The sequence below is a fragment of the Telluria sp. AZSoR62 genome (assembly GCF_058111565.1).
Genome location: NZ_JBYTST010000013.1, coordinates 36,547 through 52,534, shown reverse-complemented (window position 1 = coordinate 52,534; position 15,988 = coordinate 36,547). Strand labels below are relative to the sequence as shown.

General features: G+C 64.6%; 14 protein-coding genes. 8 read left to right on the top strand and 6 right to left on the bottom strand.

The features are described 5' to 3' along the window. Positions 1-17 precede the first annotated feature (17 nt). Positions 18-1,121 (bottom strand): tRNA 2-thiouridine(34) synthase MnmA, encoded by a 1,104-nt coding sequence (gene mnmA, locus AC3XQU_RS18935; RefSeq protein ID WP_489875708.1) that lies wholly within the window; start codon positions 1,119-1,121, stop codon positions 18-20. A 16-nt stretch (positions 1,122-1,137) separates the two neighbouring features. Beyond that, positions 1,138-1,620: an NUDIX hydrolase gene (locus AC3XQU_RS18930; RefSeq protein ID WP_489875707.1), complete on the bottom strand. Its 483-nt coding sequence runs from the start codon at positions 1,618-1,620 to the stop codon at positions 1,138-1,140. Positions 1,621-1,870: 250 nt separating this feature from the next. Here AC3XQU_RS18930 and AC3XQU_RS18925 point away from each other — a divergent pair, with 250 nt between their 5' ends. The 5 genes from AC3XQU_RS18925 (at position 1,871) to AC3XQU_RS18905 (ending at position 6,501) form a co-directional block, all read left to right on the top strand. Continuing rightward, entirely contained in the window at positions 1,871-2,983 is a 1,113-nt protein-coding gene (locus tag AC3XQU_RS18925; protein WP_489875706.1) for a Re/Si-specific NAD(P)(+) transhydrogenase subunit alpha, read from the top strand. A 26-nt stretch (positions 2,984-3,009) separates the two neighbouring features. Continuing rightward, positions 3,010-3,351, top strand: coding sequence for an NAD(P) transhydrogenase subunit alpha part 2 (locus AC3XQU_RS18920; RefSeq protein ID WP_489875705.1), 342 nt, complete (start codon positions 3,010-3,012; stop codon positions 3,349-3,351). Further along, positions 3,348-4,805, top strand: a complete 1,458-nt coding sequence (locus tag AC3XQU_RS18915) for an NAD(P)(+) transhydrogenase (Re/Si-specific) subunit beta (protein ID WP_489875704.1) — start codon at positions 3,348-3,350, stop codon at positions 4,803-4,805. Before AC3XQU_RS18920 ends, AC3XQU_RS18915 begins: the two co-directional genes overlap by 4 nt. Positions 4,806-5,324: 519 nt before the next feature. Then, positions 5,325-5,951 carry an isochorismate family cysteine hydrolase YcaC gene (gene ycaC, locus AC3XQU_RS18910; RefSeq protein WP_489875703.1) on the top strand — a complete coding sequence of 209 codons (627 nt, stop codon included), beginning with the start codon at positions 5,325-5,327 and terminating at the stop codon, positions 5,949-5,951. A 328-nt stretch (positions 5,952-6,279) separates the two neighbouring features. Then, positions 6,280-6,501 carry a DUF7661 family protein gene (locus tag AC3XQU_RS18905; protein WP_489875702.1) on the top strand — a complete coding sequence of 74 codons (222 nt, stop codon included), beginning with the start codon at positions 6,280-6,282 and terminating at the stop codon, positions 6,499-6,501. Positions 6,502-6,776: 275 nt separating this feature from the next. Here the strand turns inward: AC3XQU_RS18905 and AC3XQU_RS18900 are convergent, their stop codons facing one another. From AC3XQU_RS18900 to AC3XQU_RS18885, 4 genes are read right to left on the bottom strand one after another with little or no spacing between them, the layout of a single operon-like run. Beyond that, complete coding sequence (locus tag AC3XQU_RS18900) at positions 6,777-7,922, bottom strand: FAD-dependent monooxygenase (protein WP_489875701.1); 1,146 nt, start codon at positions 7,920-7,922, stop codon at positions 6,777-6,779. Next, positions 7,919-9,265 (bottom strand): Xaa-Pro aminopeptidase, encoded by a 1,347-nt coding sequence (pepP, locus tag AC3XQU_RS18895; RefSeq protein ID WP_489875700.1) that lies wholly within the window; start codon positions 9,263-9,265, stop codon positions 7,919-7,921. Before pepP ends, AC3XQU_RS18900 begins: the two co-directional genes overlap by 4 nt. After that, complete coding sequence (gene murU / locus AC3XQU_RS18890; protein ID WP_489875699.1) at positions 9,262-9,984, bottom strand: N-acetylmuramate alpha-1-phosphate uridylyltransferase MurU; 723 nt, start codon at positions 9,982-9,984, stop codon at positions 9,262-9,264. The genes pepP and murU overlap by 4 nt, the downstream gene beginning before the upstream one ends. A 10-nt stretch (positions 9,985-9,994) precedes the next feature. Then, complete coding sequence (locus AC3XQU_RS18885) at positions 9,995-11,053, bottom strand: aminoglycoside phosphotransferase family protein (RefSeq protein WP_489875698.1); 1,059 nt, start codon at positions 11,051-11,053, stop codon at positions 9,995-9,997. Between the two features lie 96 nt (positions 11,054-11,149). Here AC3XQU_RS18885 and AC3XQU_RS18880 point away from each other — a divergent pair, with 96 nt between their 5' ends. From AC3XQU_RS18880 to pdxA, 3 genes are all read left to right on the top strand, one after another. Beyond that, positions 11,150-13,438 (top strand): LPS-assembly protein LptD, encoded by a 2,289-nt coding sequence (locus tag AC3XQU_RS18880; RefSeq protein ID WP_489875697.1) that lies wholly within the window; start codon positions 11,150-11,152, stop codon positions 13,436-13,438. 77 nt (positions 13,439-13,515) lie between these two features. Continuing rightward, positions 13,516-14,904, top strand: a complete 1,389-nt coding sequence (locus AC3XQU_RS18875; protein ID WP_489875696.1) for a peptidylprolyl isomerase — start codon at positions 13,516-13,518, stop codon at positions 14,902-14,904. A gap of 4 nt (positions 14,905-14,908) precedes the next feature. Then, positions 14,909-15,973, top strand: coding sequence for a 4-hydroxythreonine-4-phosphate dehydrogenase PdxA (pdxA, locus tag AC3XQU_RS18870; RefSeq protein WP_489875695.1), 1,065 nt, complete (start codon positions 14,909-14,911; stop codon positions 15,971-15,973). Positions 15,974-15,988: the final 15 nt, after the last annotated feature.

Below are 15,988 nucleotides of genomic sequence, written 5' to 3'. Positions count from 1 at the left end.
CGCCCACCCCGGTCACATTACGCGGCGAAGTTCGCGTCGATGATCCCGCCACCCAGGCACACGTCGCCGTCGTACAGCACGGCCGACTGGCCCGGCGTCACCGCCCACTGCGGCTCGGTGAAATCCAGCGCGAACCGATCCAGTCCGTCGGCCTGCACGGTGCAGGCCACATCCGCCTGCCGATAACGCGTCTTGGCCGACAGCGCCCGCGGCGGCGGCGCTTCACCCGCGATCCAGCTGGCCTGGCCGGCCGCCAGCCTGCCGGAGAGCAGCCAGGGATGGTCATGCCCCTGCACGATATACAGCGTATTGGTGGCGATGTCCTTGCGCGCCACGAACCACGGTTCGCCGGTGCCGTCCGCATTCTTGTGGGATTTGAGGCCGCCGATGCCGATGCCCTTGCGCTGGCCCAGCGTGTAGAACGACAGGCCGATATGCTCGCCCACCACCGTGCCGTCGTCGAGCTTCATCGGGCCCGGCTTGTGCGACAGGTAGCGGTTCAGGAATTCGCGGAACGGGCGCTCGCCGATGAAGCAGATGCCGGTCGAATCCTTTTTCTGCGCATTGGGCAGCTGCAGGCGTTCGGCGATTTTCCGCACTTCCGTCTTCGGGATTTCGCCCAGCGGGAACAGGGATTTGGAGAGCTGCGCCTGGTTCAGGCGGTGCAGGAAGTAGCTCTGGTCCTTGGTGTGGTCGAAGGCCTTGAGCAGCTCGAAGCGGCCGTCGTTCTCGCGCACGCGCGCATAGTGGCCGGTCGCGATCAGGTCGGCGCCCAGCTTCATCGCATGGTCGAGGAAAGCCTTGAACTTGATCTCGGCGTTGCACAGCACGTCCGGGTTCGGCGTGCGGCCGGCCTGGTATTCGCGCAGGAAGTCGGCGAACACGCGGTCCTTGTACTCGGCCGCAAAATTGACCGCCTCGATGTCCACGCCGACCACATCGGCCACGCTGGCCGCGTCGATCCAGTCCTGGCGCGTCGAGCAGTATTCGGAATCGTCGTCGTCTTCCCAGTTCTTCATGAACAGGCCGATGACTTCGTAGCCCTGTTCCTTCAGCATCCACGCCGCGACCGAGGAGTCGACGCCGCCCGACATCCCGATGACGACTTTTTTCTTGCTCATCTTGTTTCCGTCTTGATTAGATCCCGCCCTCGAATACCGAGGGGTGGGTGTATAGCAGGTCGAGCGGCATGCGCCGGCCGGCCAGGTAGTCGTCCACGCACTGCAGCACGATCGGGCTGCGGTGCTGCTCGACCGTGGCGGCGATTTCGTCGCGCGTCATCCACAAGGTGCGCAGGATGCCGTCGTCCAGCGGCTGGTCGAACTGGCGCCCCGCCGTTCCGCAGAAGGTGAAGCGCAGGTAGGTGATGTCGGTGCCGCGCGACCTGGAATGGTAGCGCGACATGTACATGCCCACCAGGCCGGTCGGGATGAATTCGTGTGCGGTTTCTTCCAGCGATTCGCGCACGACTGCCTGCTCGAGCGACTCGTTGGGATCGAGGTGGCCCGCCGGCTGGTTCAGCTTCACGCCTTCGCTCGTTTCTTCCTCGATCAGGAGAAAACGGCCATCGCGCTCGATGATGGCAGCGACGGTCACGGATGGTTTGAAGATATCGGTCATGCGCGTCCTCGAAAAATGAGCCGACATTTTACCTTGACACAACCACCCTCTGCTCATCCATGCAATCTACAGTGCGCTTGCCTGTCGTTAAACGGCCTTGATCTTCTGCAAACACTCGGCGGTTTCGGCTGGCCGCGGGCGATCTTCTTCGACACAATTGAGGATTAGCTTTTTGGTATTTGTTATTAAGCAATTCTTGTCATTACATGTTAGATTGTAGGAAAGAATGGTCCACTGAACGGAGGGATTCATGAGAATTGGCATACCGGCCGAAAGTCGGCCGGGCGAGACCCGCGTCGCTGCAACTCCCGAAACCGTCAAGAAGCTGGCCGGGCGCCACCAGGTCCTGGTGGGCGCCGGGGCCGGCATCAAGGCATCGATTCCCGACGCGGCCTATGAAGCCGCCGGCGCCACCATCGTCGACGCGGCCACCGCGCTCGGCGCGGAGATGGTGCTCAAGGTGCGCAGTCCTGACGCCTCCGAGCGCGCCCAGATGCGGACAGGGACCATCCTGGTCGGCATGCTCAATCCCTTCGATACCGAGAACCTCACGGCCATGGCCAGCGCCGGACTGACCGCTTTCGCGCTGGAAGCCGCGCCGCGCATCTCGCGCGCGCAGTCGATGGACGTGCTGTCCTCGCAGGCGAACATCGCCGGCTACAAGGCCGTCATGCTGGCGGCGAACACCTACGGACGCTTCATGCCGATGCTGATGACGGCGGCCGGCACGGTGAAAGCCGCACGCGTGCTGATCATGGGCGTGGGCGTGGCCGGCCTGCAGGCGATCGCCACCGCCAAGCGCCTGGGCGCCGTGATCGAAGCTTCCGACGTGCGCCCGCCCGTGAAAGAGCAGGTGGAATCGCTCGGCGCCAAATTCATCGACGTGCCCTTCCTGACCGACGAAGAACGCGAGATCGCCAAGGGATCGGGCGGCTACGCGCGCCCGATGCCGGCGGACTGGATGCGGCGCCAGGCCGAACTCGTGCACGAGCGCGCCAAGCTGGCGGACATCATCATCACCACCGCGCTGATCCCGGGCCGCAAGGCGCCGGTGCTGATCGCCGAAGAAACCGTGCAGGCCATGAAGCCCGGCTCGGTGATCGTCGACATGGCGGTCGAGCAGGGCGGCAACTGCCCGCTCACGGAACTGGGCCGCACGGTAGTCAAGCACGGGGTGCACATCATCGGCGAGCCGAACCTGGCTGGCCTGGTGCCGGCCGACGCTTCGGCCCTGTATGCGCGCAACGTGCTGGACTTCCTCAAGCTGGTCATCGACAAGGACGACCGGTTCATCATCGACCGCGAGGACGAGATCGTGCGCGCCACCCTGGTGTGCGCCGACGGCGCGGTGTTGCGGACGTAGTTCAGGACAGATTCTAGGAGCGAAGCATGGAAATCAGCCACACCATCATCAACCTGATCATCTTCGTGCTGGCCATCTACGTCGGCTACCACGTGGTCTGGAACGTCACCCCCGCGCTGCACACGCCGCTGATGGCGGTGACCAACGCGATCTCCGCGATCATCATCGTCGGCGCCATGCTGGCCGCGGGGCTGACCGAAGGGCTCACCGGGCAGGTGGCCGGCACCCTGGCCGTGGCGCTGGCCGCGGTGAACGTCTTCGGCGGCTTCATGGTCACGCGCCGCATGCTCGAGATGTTCAAGAAAAAAGAACCGAAACGCTCCGGCGATCCGGCAGCCAAGGCGCCTGCCGCGGGAGAGCAGGCATGAACTTCATCAGCATGAACGTCGTGACGCTGCTCTACCTGGTGGCGTCGATCTGCTTCATCCAGGCGCTCAAGGGATTGTCCTCGCCATCGACCGCGCGCCTGGGGAACACCTTCGGCATGGCCGGCATGGCCATTGCCGTCGTCACCACGGTGGCCCTGATTCTCAAGCTGCAGGCGGAACTGGCCACCGGCCACGGCATGGGCTTCCCGCTGGTGATCCTGGGCGTGGTGGTGGGCGGCGCCATCGGCGCGGTGGCTGCGAAAAAAGTCGAGATGACCAAGATGCCGGAACTGGTCGCGGCCATGCACTCGCTGATCGGCCTGGCCGCCGTGTGCATCGCGATTGCCGCCGTGTCCGAGCCCTGGGCCTTCAACATCGCCACCCGCACCACGCCGCTGCCTTTCGGGAACCGGCTCGAGCTGTTCATCGGTACCTTTGTCGGCGCGGTGACCTTCTCCGGCTCGGTGATCGCCTTCGGCAAACTGTCGGGCAAGTACAAGTTCCGCCTGTTCCAGGGCGCGCCGGTGCGCTTCGCGGGCCAGCACATCCTCAACCTGGTACTGGCGATCGCGCTCATCGCGCTGGGCCTGGTGTTTTGCTTCGCCGACGGCGTCGAGCCGGCCTGGACCCCGTTCATCATCATGGCGGCCCTGGCCTTCATCCTGGGCGTGCTGATCATCATCCCGATTGGCGGCGCCGACATGCCGGTGGTGGTGTCGATGCTGAACTCCTACTCCGGCTGGGCGGCGGCGGGCATCGGCTTCTCGCTGAACAACTCGATGCTGATCATCGCCGGCTCGCTGGTGGGTTCAAGCGGCGCGATCCTCTCGTACATCATGTGCAAGGCGATGAACCGCTCCTTCTTCAACGTGATCCTGGGCGGCTTCGGCGGCGAGGCGGCGGTGGACGACGGCGCGGCGAAAGAGCAGAAACCCGTGAAATCCGGCTCGGCCGACGACGCCGCCTTCATCCTGCAGAATGCGGAATCGGTCATCATCGTCCCCGGCTACGGCCTGGCGGTGGCGCGCGCCCAGCACTCGGTCAAGGAACTGGTCGACAAGCTCACCGCCCACGGCGTGCAGGTGCGCTACGCGATCCATCCGGTGGCCGGCCGCATGCCGGGCCACATGAACGTGCTGCTGGCCGAAGCCGAGGTGCCCTACGACCAGGTGGTCGAGATGGAAGACATCAACGGCGAATTCGGTCAGACCGACGTGGTGCTGGTGCTGGGCGCCAACGACGTGGTGAACCCGGCCGCCAAGGACCCGAAATCCCCGATCGCCGGCATGCCGATCCTCGAAGCCTACAAAGCCAAGAGCATCATCGTCAACAAGCGCTCGATGGCGTCCGGCTATGCCGGTCTGGACAACGACCTGTTCTACCAGCCCAACACGATGATGGTCTTCGGCGACGCCAAGAAGGTCATCGAGTCCATGGTCAAAGCCGTCGAGTAAGGCTTTTTTGAAACCATTAATTAGGGTCAGAGTTAAATTATTTACCAACTGATTCCTCGATCTGTCTCCGAGCCACTCAACATGGTGCGGAGCCAACTGTTCAAGGATTCTTGGCAAAAAATTCGACTCTGACCCTCATTTCATGATGCTATAGGCTGTACATCTTTCATCAACTCATCGTCTACCTTCCCGGCTAGTAGTCCCTCGGCCAGTGTTGAAGCTCGCGGCACTGGCAAGAAGCGTGACGATATGGTGAGAACGCAGACTCAGCGAAGACATTTTTTATCAAATAGTGAAGCGCTATTCTTGAGCGAATGCAGTTACAGGGCATTGCATAGCAGCTTCTCGCAGGCTTCTTCTCCTAAGGCCCGCCGTATAGCGGCATAACCCCGACATGCGTCGGCTTGTCGCACAGCCGTTCTGGCTGGCATAGCGCTTGCTAAAGATAGGTGGTTCGATGCTTTTTTACTCGTACTGTATCTACAGCACGGCATCGACTTACCCTCAAGGAGAATTGCAATGACTATCCCCTACAAGCGTCTCGACAAGAACCGTGCTGCCGTATTGCTGGTTGATCACCAGGCCGGGCTACTTTCTTTAGTGCGTGACGTCGATCCCGACAAATTCAAGAACAACGTCCTGGCACTTGCCGATATGGCGAATTACTTCAATCTGCCGACAATTCTCACGACGAGTTTCGAAACCGGTCCAAACGGGCCGCTGGTCCCCGAACTGAAAGCACAATTTCCCAACGTGCCATACATCGCGCGCCCCGGTCAGATCAATGCTTGGGACAACGAGGAATTTGTCCAGGCGGTCAAGGCGACGGGGAGGAAGCAACTCATCATCGCTGGCGTTGTGACCGAGGTCTGCGTCGCATTCCCGGCACTATCGGCGCTTGCAGAAGGATATGAAGTATTCGTTATCACGGATGCTTCGGGTACATTCAATGACATGACCCGCAATGCGGCATGGGAGCGGATTTCCAGTGCCGGCGCTCAGCTGATGACCTGGTTTGGCGCCGCATGCGAGTTGCACCAGGATTGGCGAAACGACGTCGAGGGTCTGGGAGCACTGTTTTCGAATCATATTCCGGACTACCGTAATCTGATCACCAGCTACATGACGCTCACGTCGGGCAAATAACTGGAAACAATTTGACCCTAGTGCCGATAGCGCACAGTACGTGTAAAGGCGGCGTCGTCTTGAGCCGAACAGCGAAATGCCCAATGATGGCATCACACCGCCAGTAGCAGGGTGTTCAAGCCGAGACGAGCTGGGCGTGCTCGAGGACCGAGTTGTCGATCTCGATGTTGCCATCTCATTGGGGTCAGAGTTAAATTATTTACCAACTGATTCCTCGATCTGTCTCCGAGCCACTCAACATGGTTCGGAGCCAACTGATCAAGGATTCTTGGCAAATAATTCGACTCTGACCCTATTTATTTTGATCGACCGATTACTGGCCTGAACGATGAGCGAACTGCGTTTCGATGTATTTGGCAAAATTGTCGCCATCACCGGTACGCCGGGATCCTGGCACGCGTTTTACCCTGGAACAAACGGCACGCGCAGCCCGGCCGATTTCGTCATTCCCTCCGACATCGCCGAGGACGACCTGGCCGAATACCTCGCCGACCTCTTCCACGAAGACGCCAGTCCCCGCCGCCCAAGCGTCATCCGCCTGCCCCTTTAATTAGGGTCAGAGTCAAATTGTTTGCCAATTGATCTATCGATCCAGCGCCCAGCCAATAAACAGGGCGGCAGCTCAATTGATCATGGGCTCTTGGTGAATAATTTGACTCTGACCCTCATTGTTTGAGCAGTCGTGGTCGGCCAAGATAATGAGGGTCAGAGTCGAATTAATGAGCTCGGTCTTCCAGTCAATTGGCAGGAGCTAAGGTAAATAGCTACCGACCAGATGATCGGAAGATCTTGGCAAATAATTCTACTCTGACCCCAATTAGCGGGTTAGCGGCGGCCGAACATCATCAGGTCCGCGAGCAGGAGGCGGGCGGGTTTGATGGTGTCGAGAGCGGCGAGGGAGAGGCCGAGCAGGGGTTGCAGCGGGCCCCTGGCAGTGAAGGCGCGGGCCATGGTGTCGGTCAGGCCGATGGTCAGGCGGCGGTCCTGGTGGCGCTGATCAATGAAGGCGGCGATGGCGTCGGGTCCGGCGCCGCGGGCGAGCTGGCGAGCCAATACCGAGGCGTCGCGCAGGCCGAGGTTCAGGCCCTGGCCGGCTACCGGATGCAGGGTCTGGGCGGCATTGCCGATGGCGACCGTGCGGGCGGTGGCGCGGGCGTCGGCGTTCAGGCCGAGGGGGAAGGCGACACGGGGCGACGTCGCGGTGAAGCGGCCGAGGCGGCCACCGAAGGCTTCGCCGAGCTGGGCGAGAAAGCCTGCGTCATCGAGCAGCTGGATATCCGTCGCGCGTTCGGGGCGCATGCACCATACCAGCGCGTAGCCGTGGCCGTCGCCGCCGTCCTGGGGCAGCAGCGCCAGCGGGCCTTCGTCGGTGAAGCGCTCGAAGGCGCGGTGGGCGATGGGATCGCTCGCGCTCACGCGCGCGATCAGCGCGGTCTGGTCGTAGTCGCGCTGCTGCGCTTGGCCAGCCTGCTGGCCGAACACGCCACCTTCGGCCTGCACCGCAACCTGGGCCGCCACCGAGCGGCCGTCGTCCAGGTGCAGCAGCACGCCGCTATCTTCTTCAACGAGCGACTCCACCCGCGCCGGGCGTAGCGTCATCACCTTCGCGCGCTCGCAGGCGCGCGCCAGCGCATCGACCACATCGCCGTAGCGCGCCACATAACCTAGCGCGGGCAGCTGGTGCTCGGCGCGGTCCATCAGGCTGCGGCCCAGCTGGCCGCGGCGCGAGACGTGGATCTCGTGGATTGGCGTGGCCGGCAGCGGCCAGGCGCGCACCTCGTCGAGCAGCTGCACGCTGCCCCAGGACAGCGCGATCGAACGCGGGTCCGTGATCGCCTGGCCCAGCGCCTTGCCGTCGATGAGGGCAATGCGTTCGCCCGCCACGCCGCGCTGCACCAGGAAAGCGGCCAGCGCCAGGCCCACCGGACCGGCGCCGCAAATCGCCACGTCGACATCGATCCGTTCGTTCATCCGTGCTCCCGCATCAGCGCTTCAATGTCGGCCACCGTTTTCGGCGCCGACCCGGACAGCACGCGGCAGCCGCCCTCGGTCACGACCACGTCGTCCTCGATCCGGATGCCGATGTGCCAGAACTGCTCCGGCACGCCCTCGGCGGGACGCACATAGATGCCCGGCTCCACGGTCAGCGCCATCCCTGCCAGCAAGGGGCGCGACGGCCGCGCCGCCTGCGTGACATCGCGGTAGGGGCCGACGTCGTGCACGTCCATTCCCAGCCAGTGGCCGGTGCCGTGCATGTAGAACTGCTGGTAGGCCTTGTCGGCGATCGCATCGTCCGCCGAGCCATACTTGGTCTTGTCGAGCAGCCCGAGGTCCAGCATGCCGGCCGTGAGCACCTTGACTGCCGCCTCATGCACGTCGCTGTACGGCCGGCCGGGGACGATGGCCGCGAGCGCCGCTTCCTGCGCCTGCAGCACCAGCTCGTACAAGGCCTTCTGCGGCGCGCTGAAGCACCCATCCACCGGCCAGGTGCGGGTGATGTCCGAGGCATAGCCATCGAACTCGCAGCCGGCATCGACCAGTATTAGTTCGCCCTCGCGGCACTGGCGATTGTTCTGGTTGTAGTGCAGCACGCAGGCATTCGCGCCGGAGGCGACGATCGGCGTGTAGGCCGGGAACTGCGCCCCATGGCGGCGGAATTCGTGCAGCAGCTCGGCCTCGATTTCGTACTCGAAGCGGCCGGCGCGGGTAAAGCGCATGGCCCGCGCGTGGGCCCCGCCGGCGATCGATGCCGCGCGCGCCATCAGGGCGATTTCGCCTTCGTCCTTGAGCAGGCGCATCTCGTCGAGCATGCCGAGCAGGTAGTGGGTGGTGGCAGGCGCCGTGATGCCGGTGCGGCCCTGGGCGCGCACGGCCTTGAGCCAGCTGCTGACCTGGGCGTCGAGCGCGGCGCTGTAGCCCAGCGCGTAGTAGAGTGCCGGCGCATTGGCCAGCAGCTTGCCCATCTGTGCATCGAGGTCGTCGACCGGATAGGCTTCGTCGAAACCGAATTCGGTGCGCGCGGCCTCCGGGCCATGGCGGTAGCCGTCCCAGATCTCGCGCTCCACGTTCTTTTCGCGGCAGAACAGCACCGCACGCGCCGGCAATTCGCCGCTGGCCGCAACCAGCACCAGCACGCTTTCGGGTTCGGTGAAGCCGGTCAGGTAATAGAAATAGCTGTCGTGCCGGTAGGGATACTCGCTGTCGCCGTTGCGCACGACTTCCGGCGCGGTGGCCAGCACCGCGACCGCGCCCGGCTGCATGCGTTCCAGTAGCCGCGCGCGACGCTCCGCGTATCGAAGGGCGCTGCCTGTCATGAACCGGTTTTCACCGACCCCAGCGGCGCATTGAGTTCTTCCAGCTGGGCAGCGGTGCCGACATTGACCCACAGGCCGTTGTACAACTCGCCGCCGACGCGGCCCTGGTCGATGAACTTGCGCATCAGGGGGCCGAACTTGACGAAGTCGCCCGCCGTGATCCCCTCGAACATCTCGGGACGGTAGACGCCGATGCCGGCGAAATTCCACTTTTCCGGACCGTCGTTGCGCAGGGTGTACATGTCGAGCGCGAAGTCGCCCTGGGGGTTGTGCCAGGGATTCGGGGTCAGCCACAGCCAGGCGATGTCGCGCCGGTCGGCCGGGATGGGCACGCCCACCATGTCCTTGTCCTTCAACACGTCCAGTACCTGCGAGAAGTCGAAGTAGGGCGCGTAGATGTCGCCCGACACGGCCAGGAAAGGCTCGTCGCCCAGCAGGTGCAGCGCATTGGCGATGCCGCCCGCGGTTTCCAGCGGCGTCGGCTCGTGCGAATACTGGATGCGCGCGCCGTACTTGCTGCCGTCGCCCAGCTCTTCCTCGATCATGTGGCCGAGATGGGAGTGGTTGATGACGATCTCGGTGATCCCGGCGCGCACGAGGTTCAGCACGTGGTAAGTGATCATCGGGCGCCCGCGTACTTTCAGCAGGGGCTTGGGGCACGCGTCCGTCAGCGGCCGCATGCGCTCGCCGCGGCCGGCGGCGAAAATCATGGCTTTCATGGGCGCTCCGTCAGAAGGTATAGCCGACCTGCGGCGCCTTGTCCTCGAGCGCGTCGAGCAGGCGGATGAGCGGCTTGAGTTCGGTGTAGCGGTTGGCGGTCTTGCGCACGTAGTCCATCACGGTCGGCAGGTCGCCCATGTAGATCGGCTTGCTGTCGCGGTAGTTCAGGCGGCAGAAGATGCCGAGGATCTTCAGGTGGCGCTGCAGGGCCATGAACTCGAAGTCGCGGTAGAAGGCGTCGATGTCCGGATTGACCGGCAGGCCGACCTGCTTGGCGCTTTGCCAATAGCGCACCACCCAGTCCAGCACCATGTCTTCGTCCCACTGGACGTAGGCGTCGCGCAGCAGCGAAGCCAGGTCGTAGGTGACCGGGCCGTACACGGCGTCCTGGAAATCGAGCACGCCCGGGTTGCCCGTTTCCAGCCACATCAGGTTACGCGAATGGAAATCGCGGTGCATGTACACCTGCTGCTGGGCCAGCACGTTGGCGGTGATCGCTTCGAACACCTTGTCGAGCTGCGCCTGCTGCTTGTCGTCGAGCGTCACGTTCAGGTGGCGCCCGATGTACCACTCCGGGAACAGGTTCATTTCGCGCAGCACGAAGGCGCGGTCGAATTCCGGCAGCTTGCCCGGCTGGCTGGCCAGCTGGAATTTCAGCAGCGCGTCGACGGCGTCCGAATACATGAAGGGCGCGTTGTCGAGGTTCAGGCGCTGCAGGTAGGTGGTCACGCCGAGGTCGGACAGCAGCAGGTAGCCGCTCTCGACCTTCTGGGCGACGACGGCCGGCACCGTGACGCCGGCCTCCATCAACAGGTTCTGCACGTGCAGGAAGGCCGGCACGTTCTCGCGCTCGGGCGGTGCATCCATGGCAACCAGGGTCGCGCCCAGCTTGTCCTGCATGCCAGGCACGACGTCGTAGCGGAAATAGCGGCGGAAGCTGGCATCCGAAGACGCCGGGCGGCCGGTTCCGACTTCCACCAGGCCGGTCGAGGCCAGCCATTCGGTCAGCCCTTGCAGGCGCGCGTCTTTGTCGGCGGAAGTGGAGGAATTTTGATACAAAGAAGACATGAAGCGGCCTGGTGAATCCGGTTGGTTGAGGTAATTCCCATATAATAAGGGATTCATCTCAAAAATACCGCCCTTTATGGCGCACCACGATCTTCCATGAGCTGGTTTACGGCCCACCCATTTCCCCCAAGGCAGGTACTCGCACTGTATGCACTGGCTGCTGCTGCTTCCGCACCCGTGCACGCCCAGACTGTACCGCCCGCACCACAGCCCGCCCCGCCGGCGGCCGCCGCTACGGCCGCCAACGAACAGGACCTGCCCATCACGATCAGCGCCGAGGAAATCAACGGGCGGCCCGACCGCCAGCTGAACCTCGAACGCAATGTCGAACTGACACGCGGCCAGACCCGACTGACAGCCGACACCGCGTGCTACCTGCGCGTGGAAGACGAAGTCACCGCCAGCGGCAACGTCAACATGTGGCGCTTCGGCGACCGCTACAAGGGCGACGAGCTGCAGCTCAACCTCGAGACGGGGAAGGGCTATGTGCTGCGCCCCGAATACCGTTTGCAGTTTAATAACGCGCAAGGCCATGCCTCGCGCATCGACTTCCTGGGCGAGAACGTGGCGCTGGTGCGCGACGGCACCTACAGCACCTGCGAAGGCCCGGATCCCGACTGGTACCTCAAGTCGAGCACCCTGCGCCTGGACAGCGGGCGCGACGTCGGCCTGGCCGGCAAGACCGTCATCTATTTCAAGGACGTGCCAATCATCGGCACCCCGGCCCTGTCGTTCTCGCTGTCGGGCGCGCGCCGCTCCGGCTGGCTGGCGCCCACGGTGGGCTTCGGCTCCAAGGGCAAGGCCGAGATCATGGTGCCTTACTATTTCAACATCGCACCCAACCGCGACCTGACGGTCTATCCGCGCATGATGTTCGACCGCGGCCTGCAGCTCGGCGCCACCGGCCGCTACCTCGGTGTGACCGAGCGCGGCGGCTACCAGGGCGAGACCCACGTCGAGGGGCTGCGCAAGGACCGCGAGACCGGCGAAGACCGCTGGCGCGTCGACTCGATCCACACGCAAAGCCTGGCGCCCGGCTGGTCCTTCGGCTGGAACCTGCATGGCGCGTCGGACGACGAATACCCGAGCGACTTCTCGCGCACGGTGGCCGTCAGCGCCGAGCGCCAGCTGCTGCGCGAAGTGCGCACCGACTACAGCGGCCAGTACTGGAGCCTGACCGCGCGCGCCCAGAACTACCAGGTGCTGCAGGACCCGGCCGCGGCCCAGGACCCGCGCCTGGCGGTGCCGCGTCCCTACGACCGGCTGCCGCAGGTGAACTTCCATGCCGGCCGCTACGACGTGGCGGGCTTCGACTGGGCGGTGGATGCCGAGGCGGTGAGCTTCTGGCACCCCGATTTCGTGCGCGGCAACCGCGCCGTGGTGGTGGGCCAGGTCAGCTATCCGTGGGTGCGTCCGGGCTACTTCATCACCCCGAAATTCATCGCCCACGCCAGCAAGTACGACCTGGACCGCGCCAACTACACGGGCGAGCGCAAGCTCTCGCGCTACCTCAGCACCTTCTCGCTCGACAGCGGCATGGTGTTCGAGCGCGACACCTCGCTGTTCGGGCGCGCCGTCACGCAAACGCTCGAGCCGCGCCTGTTCTACGTGCGCACGCCGTACAAGAACCAGGACGCCTTCCCGCTGTTCGACACCGGCCGCGCCGGCTTCAACTACGCGCAGCTGTTCAGCGAGAACCGCTTCGTCGGGCCCGACCGCGTGTCCGACGCCAACCAGCTGACCGCGGCCCTGGTGTCGCGCTACATCGAATCGGACGGCGCCGAGCGCCTGCGCATGGCTTTCGGCCAGCGCATCTATTTCGACGAGCCGCGCGTGCGCTTGCCCGGCGAACCGCTGCACCAGAGCCGTTCCGACGTGCTGCTGGCGGCATCGGGCCGTATTTCGAAGACCTGGAGCTTCGATAGCGGCGTACAATATGATGCCGCCGGCAGCAGCTTGTACAGCTCGAACCTGAGCATGCAATGGCAGCCGGCGGCGATGAAGGTCGTCAATGCCGAGTACCGTTACCAGCGCGACGGTTTCCGCAACGTCGACTTTTCGGCGCAGTGGCCGTTGTCGGCGCGCTGGTACGGGGTCGGGCGGGTCAGCTATGCGCTGCGCTCGTACGGCGTGGGCGGCGCCTCGCCGATCGGCAAGGGCAGGCTGCTCGAGAGCCTGGTCGGCCTGGAATACAAGGCCGATTGCTGGGTGTTCCGGATGGGCGGCCAGCGTTTCGTGACCGCGGCCCAGAACACCTCGACCTCGGCGTTCTTCCAGCTCGAGCTCAACGGCCTGTCGCGCCTGGGCCTGGGCAATGCGCTCGAAACGTTCAACAAGAGCGTGCCGGGCTATACGCAGCTGAACACCAATGTGGGACGTCCTTAAGGACGTCTTAACCGGCAGGTACTACACTGCCTGCCGGATGACTTGAATATTTATTCACCTGAATGAGTGCTTTCCAGATGACGCGTTCCACCCGTTTGCACATTTCCACGCTCGCAGCAGCGCTGCTGTGCGCCCTGACCACGGGCCAGGTCCTGGCCCAGGCCGCCCCTGCCGCGGCGCCTGCCGCCGCCAAGCCGGGCAGCGGCTTCCTGCCGCCGGCGTCAAGCAGCACCAAGGTGATCGATTCGATCCACGTCGTGGTCAACGACGAGGTGATCACCAAGAACGAGGTGCGTAACCGCGCCGTCCAGACCGCGCAGAACCTGAAGGCGCGCAACGTGCAGCTGCCGGACCAGGCCACCCTGGAACGCCAGGTGGTCGAGGCGATGATCGTCGAGCGCGCGCAGCTGCAGCTGGCCAAGGAAATGGGCGTGCGCGTCGACGACCGCACCCTCGACGCCACCATTGGCCGTATCGCCGAAGGCCAGAAGATGACGGTGCAGGAACTGCGCAACCAGATGGAGAAAGAGGGCCTGCCGTACGCGCAGTTCCGCGACGACATCCGCAACGAGATCATGATGCAGCGCCTGCGCGAGCACGAGGTCGACGCCAAGATCCAGATTTCCGAAGCCGAGATCGACACCTACCTGGCCGCCTCGAAAGCCGCAGCGGCCGAGAAGGTCGAGATGAATCTGTCGCAGATCCTGGTGGCCGTGCCCGAAAACGCCTCGCCCGAGCAGATCGCGGCACGCCGCGCGCGCGCCGAGGAAGTGGCGCGCCAGCTGCGCACCGGCGCCGATTTCTCCAAGATGGCCGCCACCTATTCGGAAGCGCCCGACGCCCTCAAGGGCGGCGAAATCGGCTGGCGCGACCCGGACCGCCTGCCGCCGGTCTTCGCCACCGAACTGCGTAAACTCCAGCCGGGCCAGATCACCTCGATCATCAAGACCAACGTCGGCTTCCACATCCTGCGGATGGCGGAAAAGCGCAGCGTCGCCGGCGGCGGCGAAAAAGAAGTGGTCCAGCAGACCCGCGCCAGCCACATCCTGCTCAAGCCGACGCCGACCATGACGGTCGCAGAGGTCAAGCGCAAGCTGGCCGAGCTCCGGGAAAAGATCGTCAACAAGAGCGCGACGTTCGAAGAGCTGGCGCGCCAGAACAGCCAGGACACCCAAACCGCGCCGAAGGGCGGCGACCTGGGCTGGCTGATGCCGGGCGACGCCGGTCCCGAGTTCGATGTTGCCCTGGGCGGCCTGAAGCCGGGCGAAGTCTCGGATGTGATCGAATCGCCGTTCGGCTACCACCTGATCCGCGTGGCCGAGCGCAAGAGCGAAGACGTGAGCCTGCAGAAGGAGCGCAACGTGGCGCGCCAGGTGCTGCGCGAGCGCAAGATGCAGGAAGCGATGGAAGACTGGATGCGCCAGGTGCGCGACCGCGCCTACGTCGAGTTCCGCGAGGAGCAGTAATCCCATGGCCATGCCGGAGCTGAGCCGGCCGACGCATCGCCCGACACTGGCGATCACGGTCGGCGAGCCGGCCGGCATCGGCCCCGAGATCTCGATCCGCGCGGCCTGGGCGCTGCGCGAGGTCGCCAACTGCGTGCTGGTCGGCGACGCCGCCTTCCTGGCGCTCACCGCCAGCCTGATCGACCCAAGCATCCGCCTGGCCGCGCTGTCGATCCAGGCCCTGCGCAACGGCGGCCTGCCGCAGTTCGGCAAGGAGCGCCTGGCCGTGATCGACGTGCCGCTGGCCGCCCACGTGGTGCCCGGCATCCTGGACGCGGAAAACGGGCGTGCCGTGCTGGCCACCCTGGACCTCGCGATCGAAGGCGCCCAGTGCGGCTGGTTCGAAGGCATCGTCACCGCGCCGCTCCAGAAAAGCACGATCAACGACGCTGGCGTGGCCTTCTCGGGCCATACCGAATACCTGGCCGAGAAAACCCAGACGCCCCAGGTCGTGATGATGCTGGCCGGGCAGCCGGCCGGCGACCAGGCTTATTTGCGGGTGGCGCTGGCCACTACCCACCTGCCGCTCAAGGACGTCCCCGCCGCGCTGACGCGCGAGAGCCTGGCGCAGGTCATCGACATCGTCGAGCGCGACCTGACAACCAAGTTCGGCATCGCCGCGCCGCGCATCCTGGTCACCGGCCTGAACCCGCACGCGGGCGAGAACGGCTACCTGGGACGCGAGGAAATCGAGGTCATCGGGCCGGTGCTGGAAGCAGCGCGCGCGCGCGGCATCGACGCGCGCGGCCCCTACCCGGCCGACACGCTGTTCCAGCCCAAATACCTGCAGGACGCGGACTGCGTGCTGGCGATGTACCACGACCAGGGCCTGCCGGTGCTGAAGTACGCGACCTTCGGGCGCGGCATCAACGTCACCCTGGGCCTGCCGATCGTGCGCACCTCGGTCGACCATGGCACGGCGCTCGACCTGGCCGCGCAGGGCCTCGGGCTGGCCGACTGCGGCAGCATGACCGAGGCGATCCGCGCCGCCATGGCCATGGCCGGCGCGCGCCGCCTGGCCACACAATAAATAGACAAGCAAGAA

Coding starts and splice junctions, on each gene's coding strand:
- AC3XQU_RS18885 (WP_489875698.1), bottom strand. CDS start 11,053: ATGTCTTCTTTGTATCAAAATTCCTCCACTTCCGCCGACAAAGACGCG.
- AC3XQU_RS18905 (WP_489875702.1), top strand. CDS start 6,280: ATGAGCGAACTGCGTTTCGATGTATTTGGCAAAATTGTCGCCATCACC.
- AC3XQU_RS18875 (WP_489875696.1), top strand. CDS start 13,516: ATGACGCGTTCCACCCGTTTGCACATTTCCACGCTCGCAGCAGCGCTG.
- pdxA (WP_489875695.1), top strand. CDS start 14,909: ATGGCCATGCCGGAGCTGAGCCGGCCGACGCATCGCCCGACACTGGCG.
- AC3XQU_RS18880 (WP_489875697.1), top strand. CDS start 11,150: ATGAGCTGGTTTACGGCCCACCCATTTCCCCCAAGGCAGGTACTCGCA.
- AC3XQU_RS18915 (WP_489875704.1), top strand. CDS start 3,348: ATGAACTTCATCAGCATGAACGTCGTGACGCTGCTCTACCTGGTGGCG.
- AC3XQU_RS18930 (WP_489875707.1), bottom strand. CDS start 1,620: ATGACCGATATCTTCAAACCATCCGTGACCGTCGCTGCCATCATCGAG.
- ycaC (WP_489875703.1), top strand. CDS start 5,325: ATGACTATCCCCTACAAGCGTCTCGACAAGAACCGTGCTGCCGTATTG.
- AC3XQU_RS18900 (WP_489875701.1), bottom strand. CDS start 7,922: ATGAACGAACGGATCGATGTCGACGTGGCGATTTGCGGCGCCGGTCCG.
- murU (WP_489875699.1), bottom strand. CDS start 9,984: ATGAAAGCCATGATTTTCGCCGCCGGCCGCGGCGAGCGCATGCGGCCG.
- mnmA (WP_489875708.1), bottom strand. CDS start 1,121: ATGAGCAAGAAAAAAGTCGTCATCGGGATGTCGGGCGGCGTCGACTCC.
- AC3XQU_RS18925 (WP_489875706.1), top strand. CDS start 1,871: ATGAGAATTGGCATACCGGCCGAAAGTCGGCCGGGCGAGACCCGCGTC.
- AC3XQU_RS18920 (WP_489875705.1), top strand. CDS start 3,010: ATGGAAATCAGCCACACCATCATCAACCTGATCATCTTCGTGCTGGCC.
- pepP (WP_489875700.1), bottom strand. CDS start 9,265: ATGACAGGCAGCGCCCTTCGATACGCGGAGCGTCGCGCGCGGCTACTG.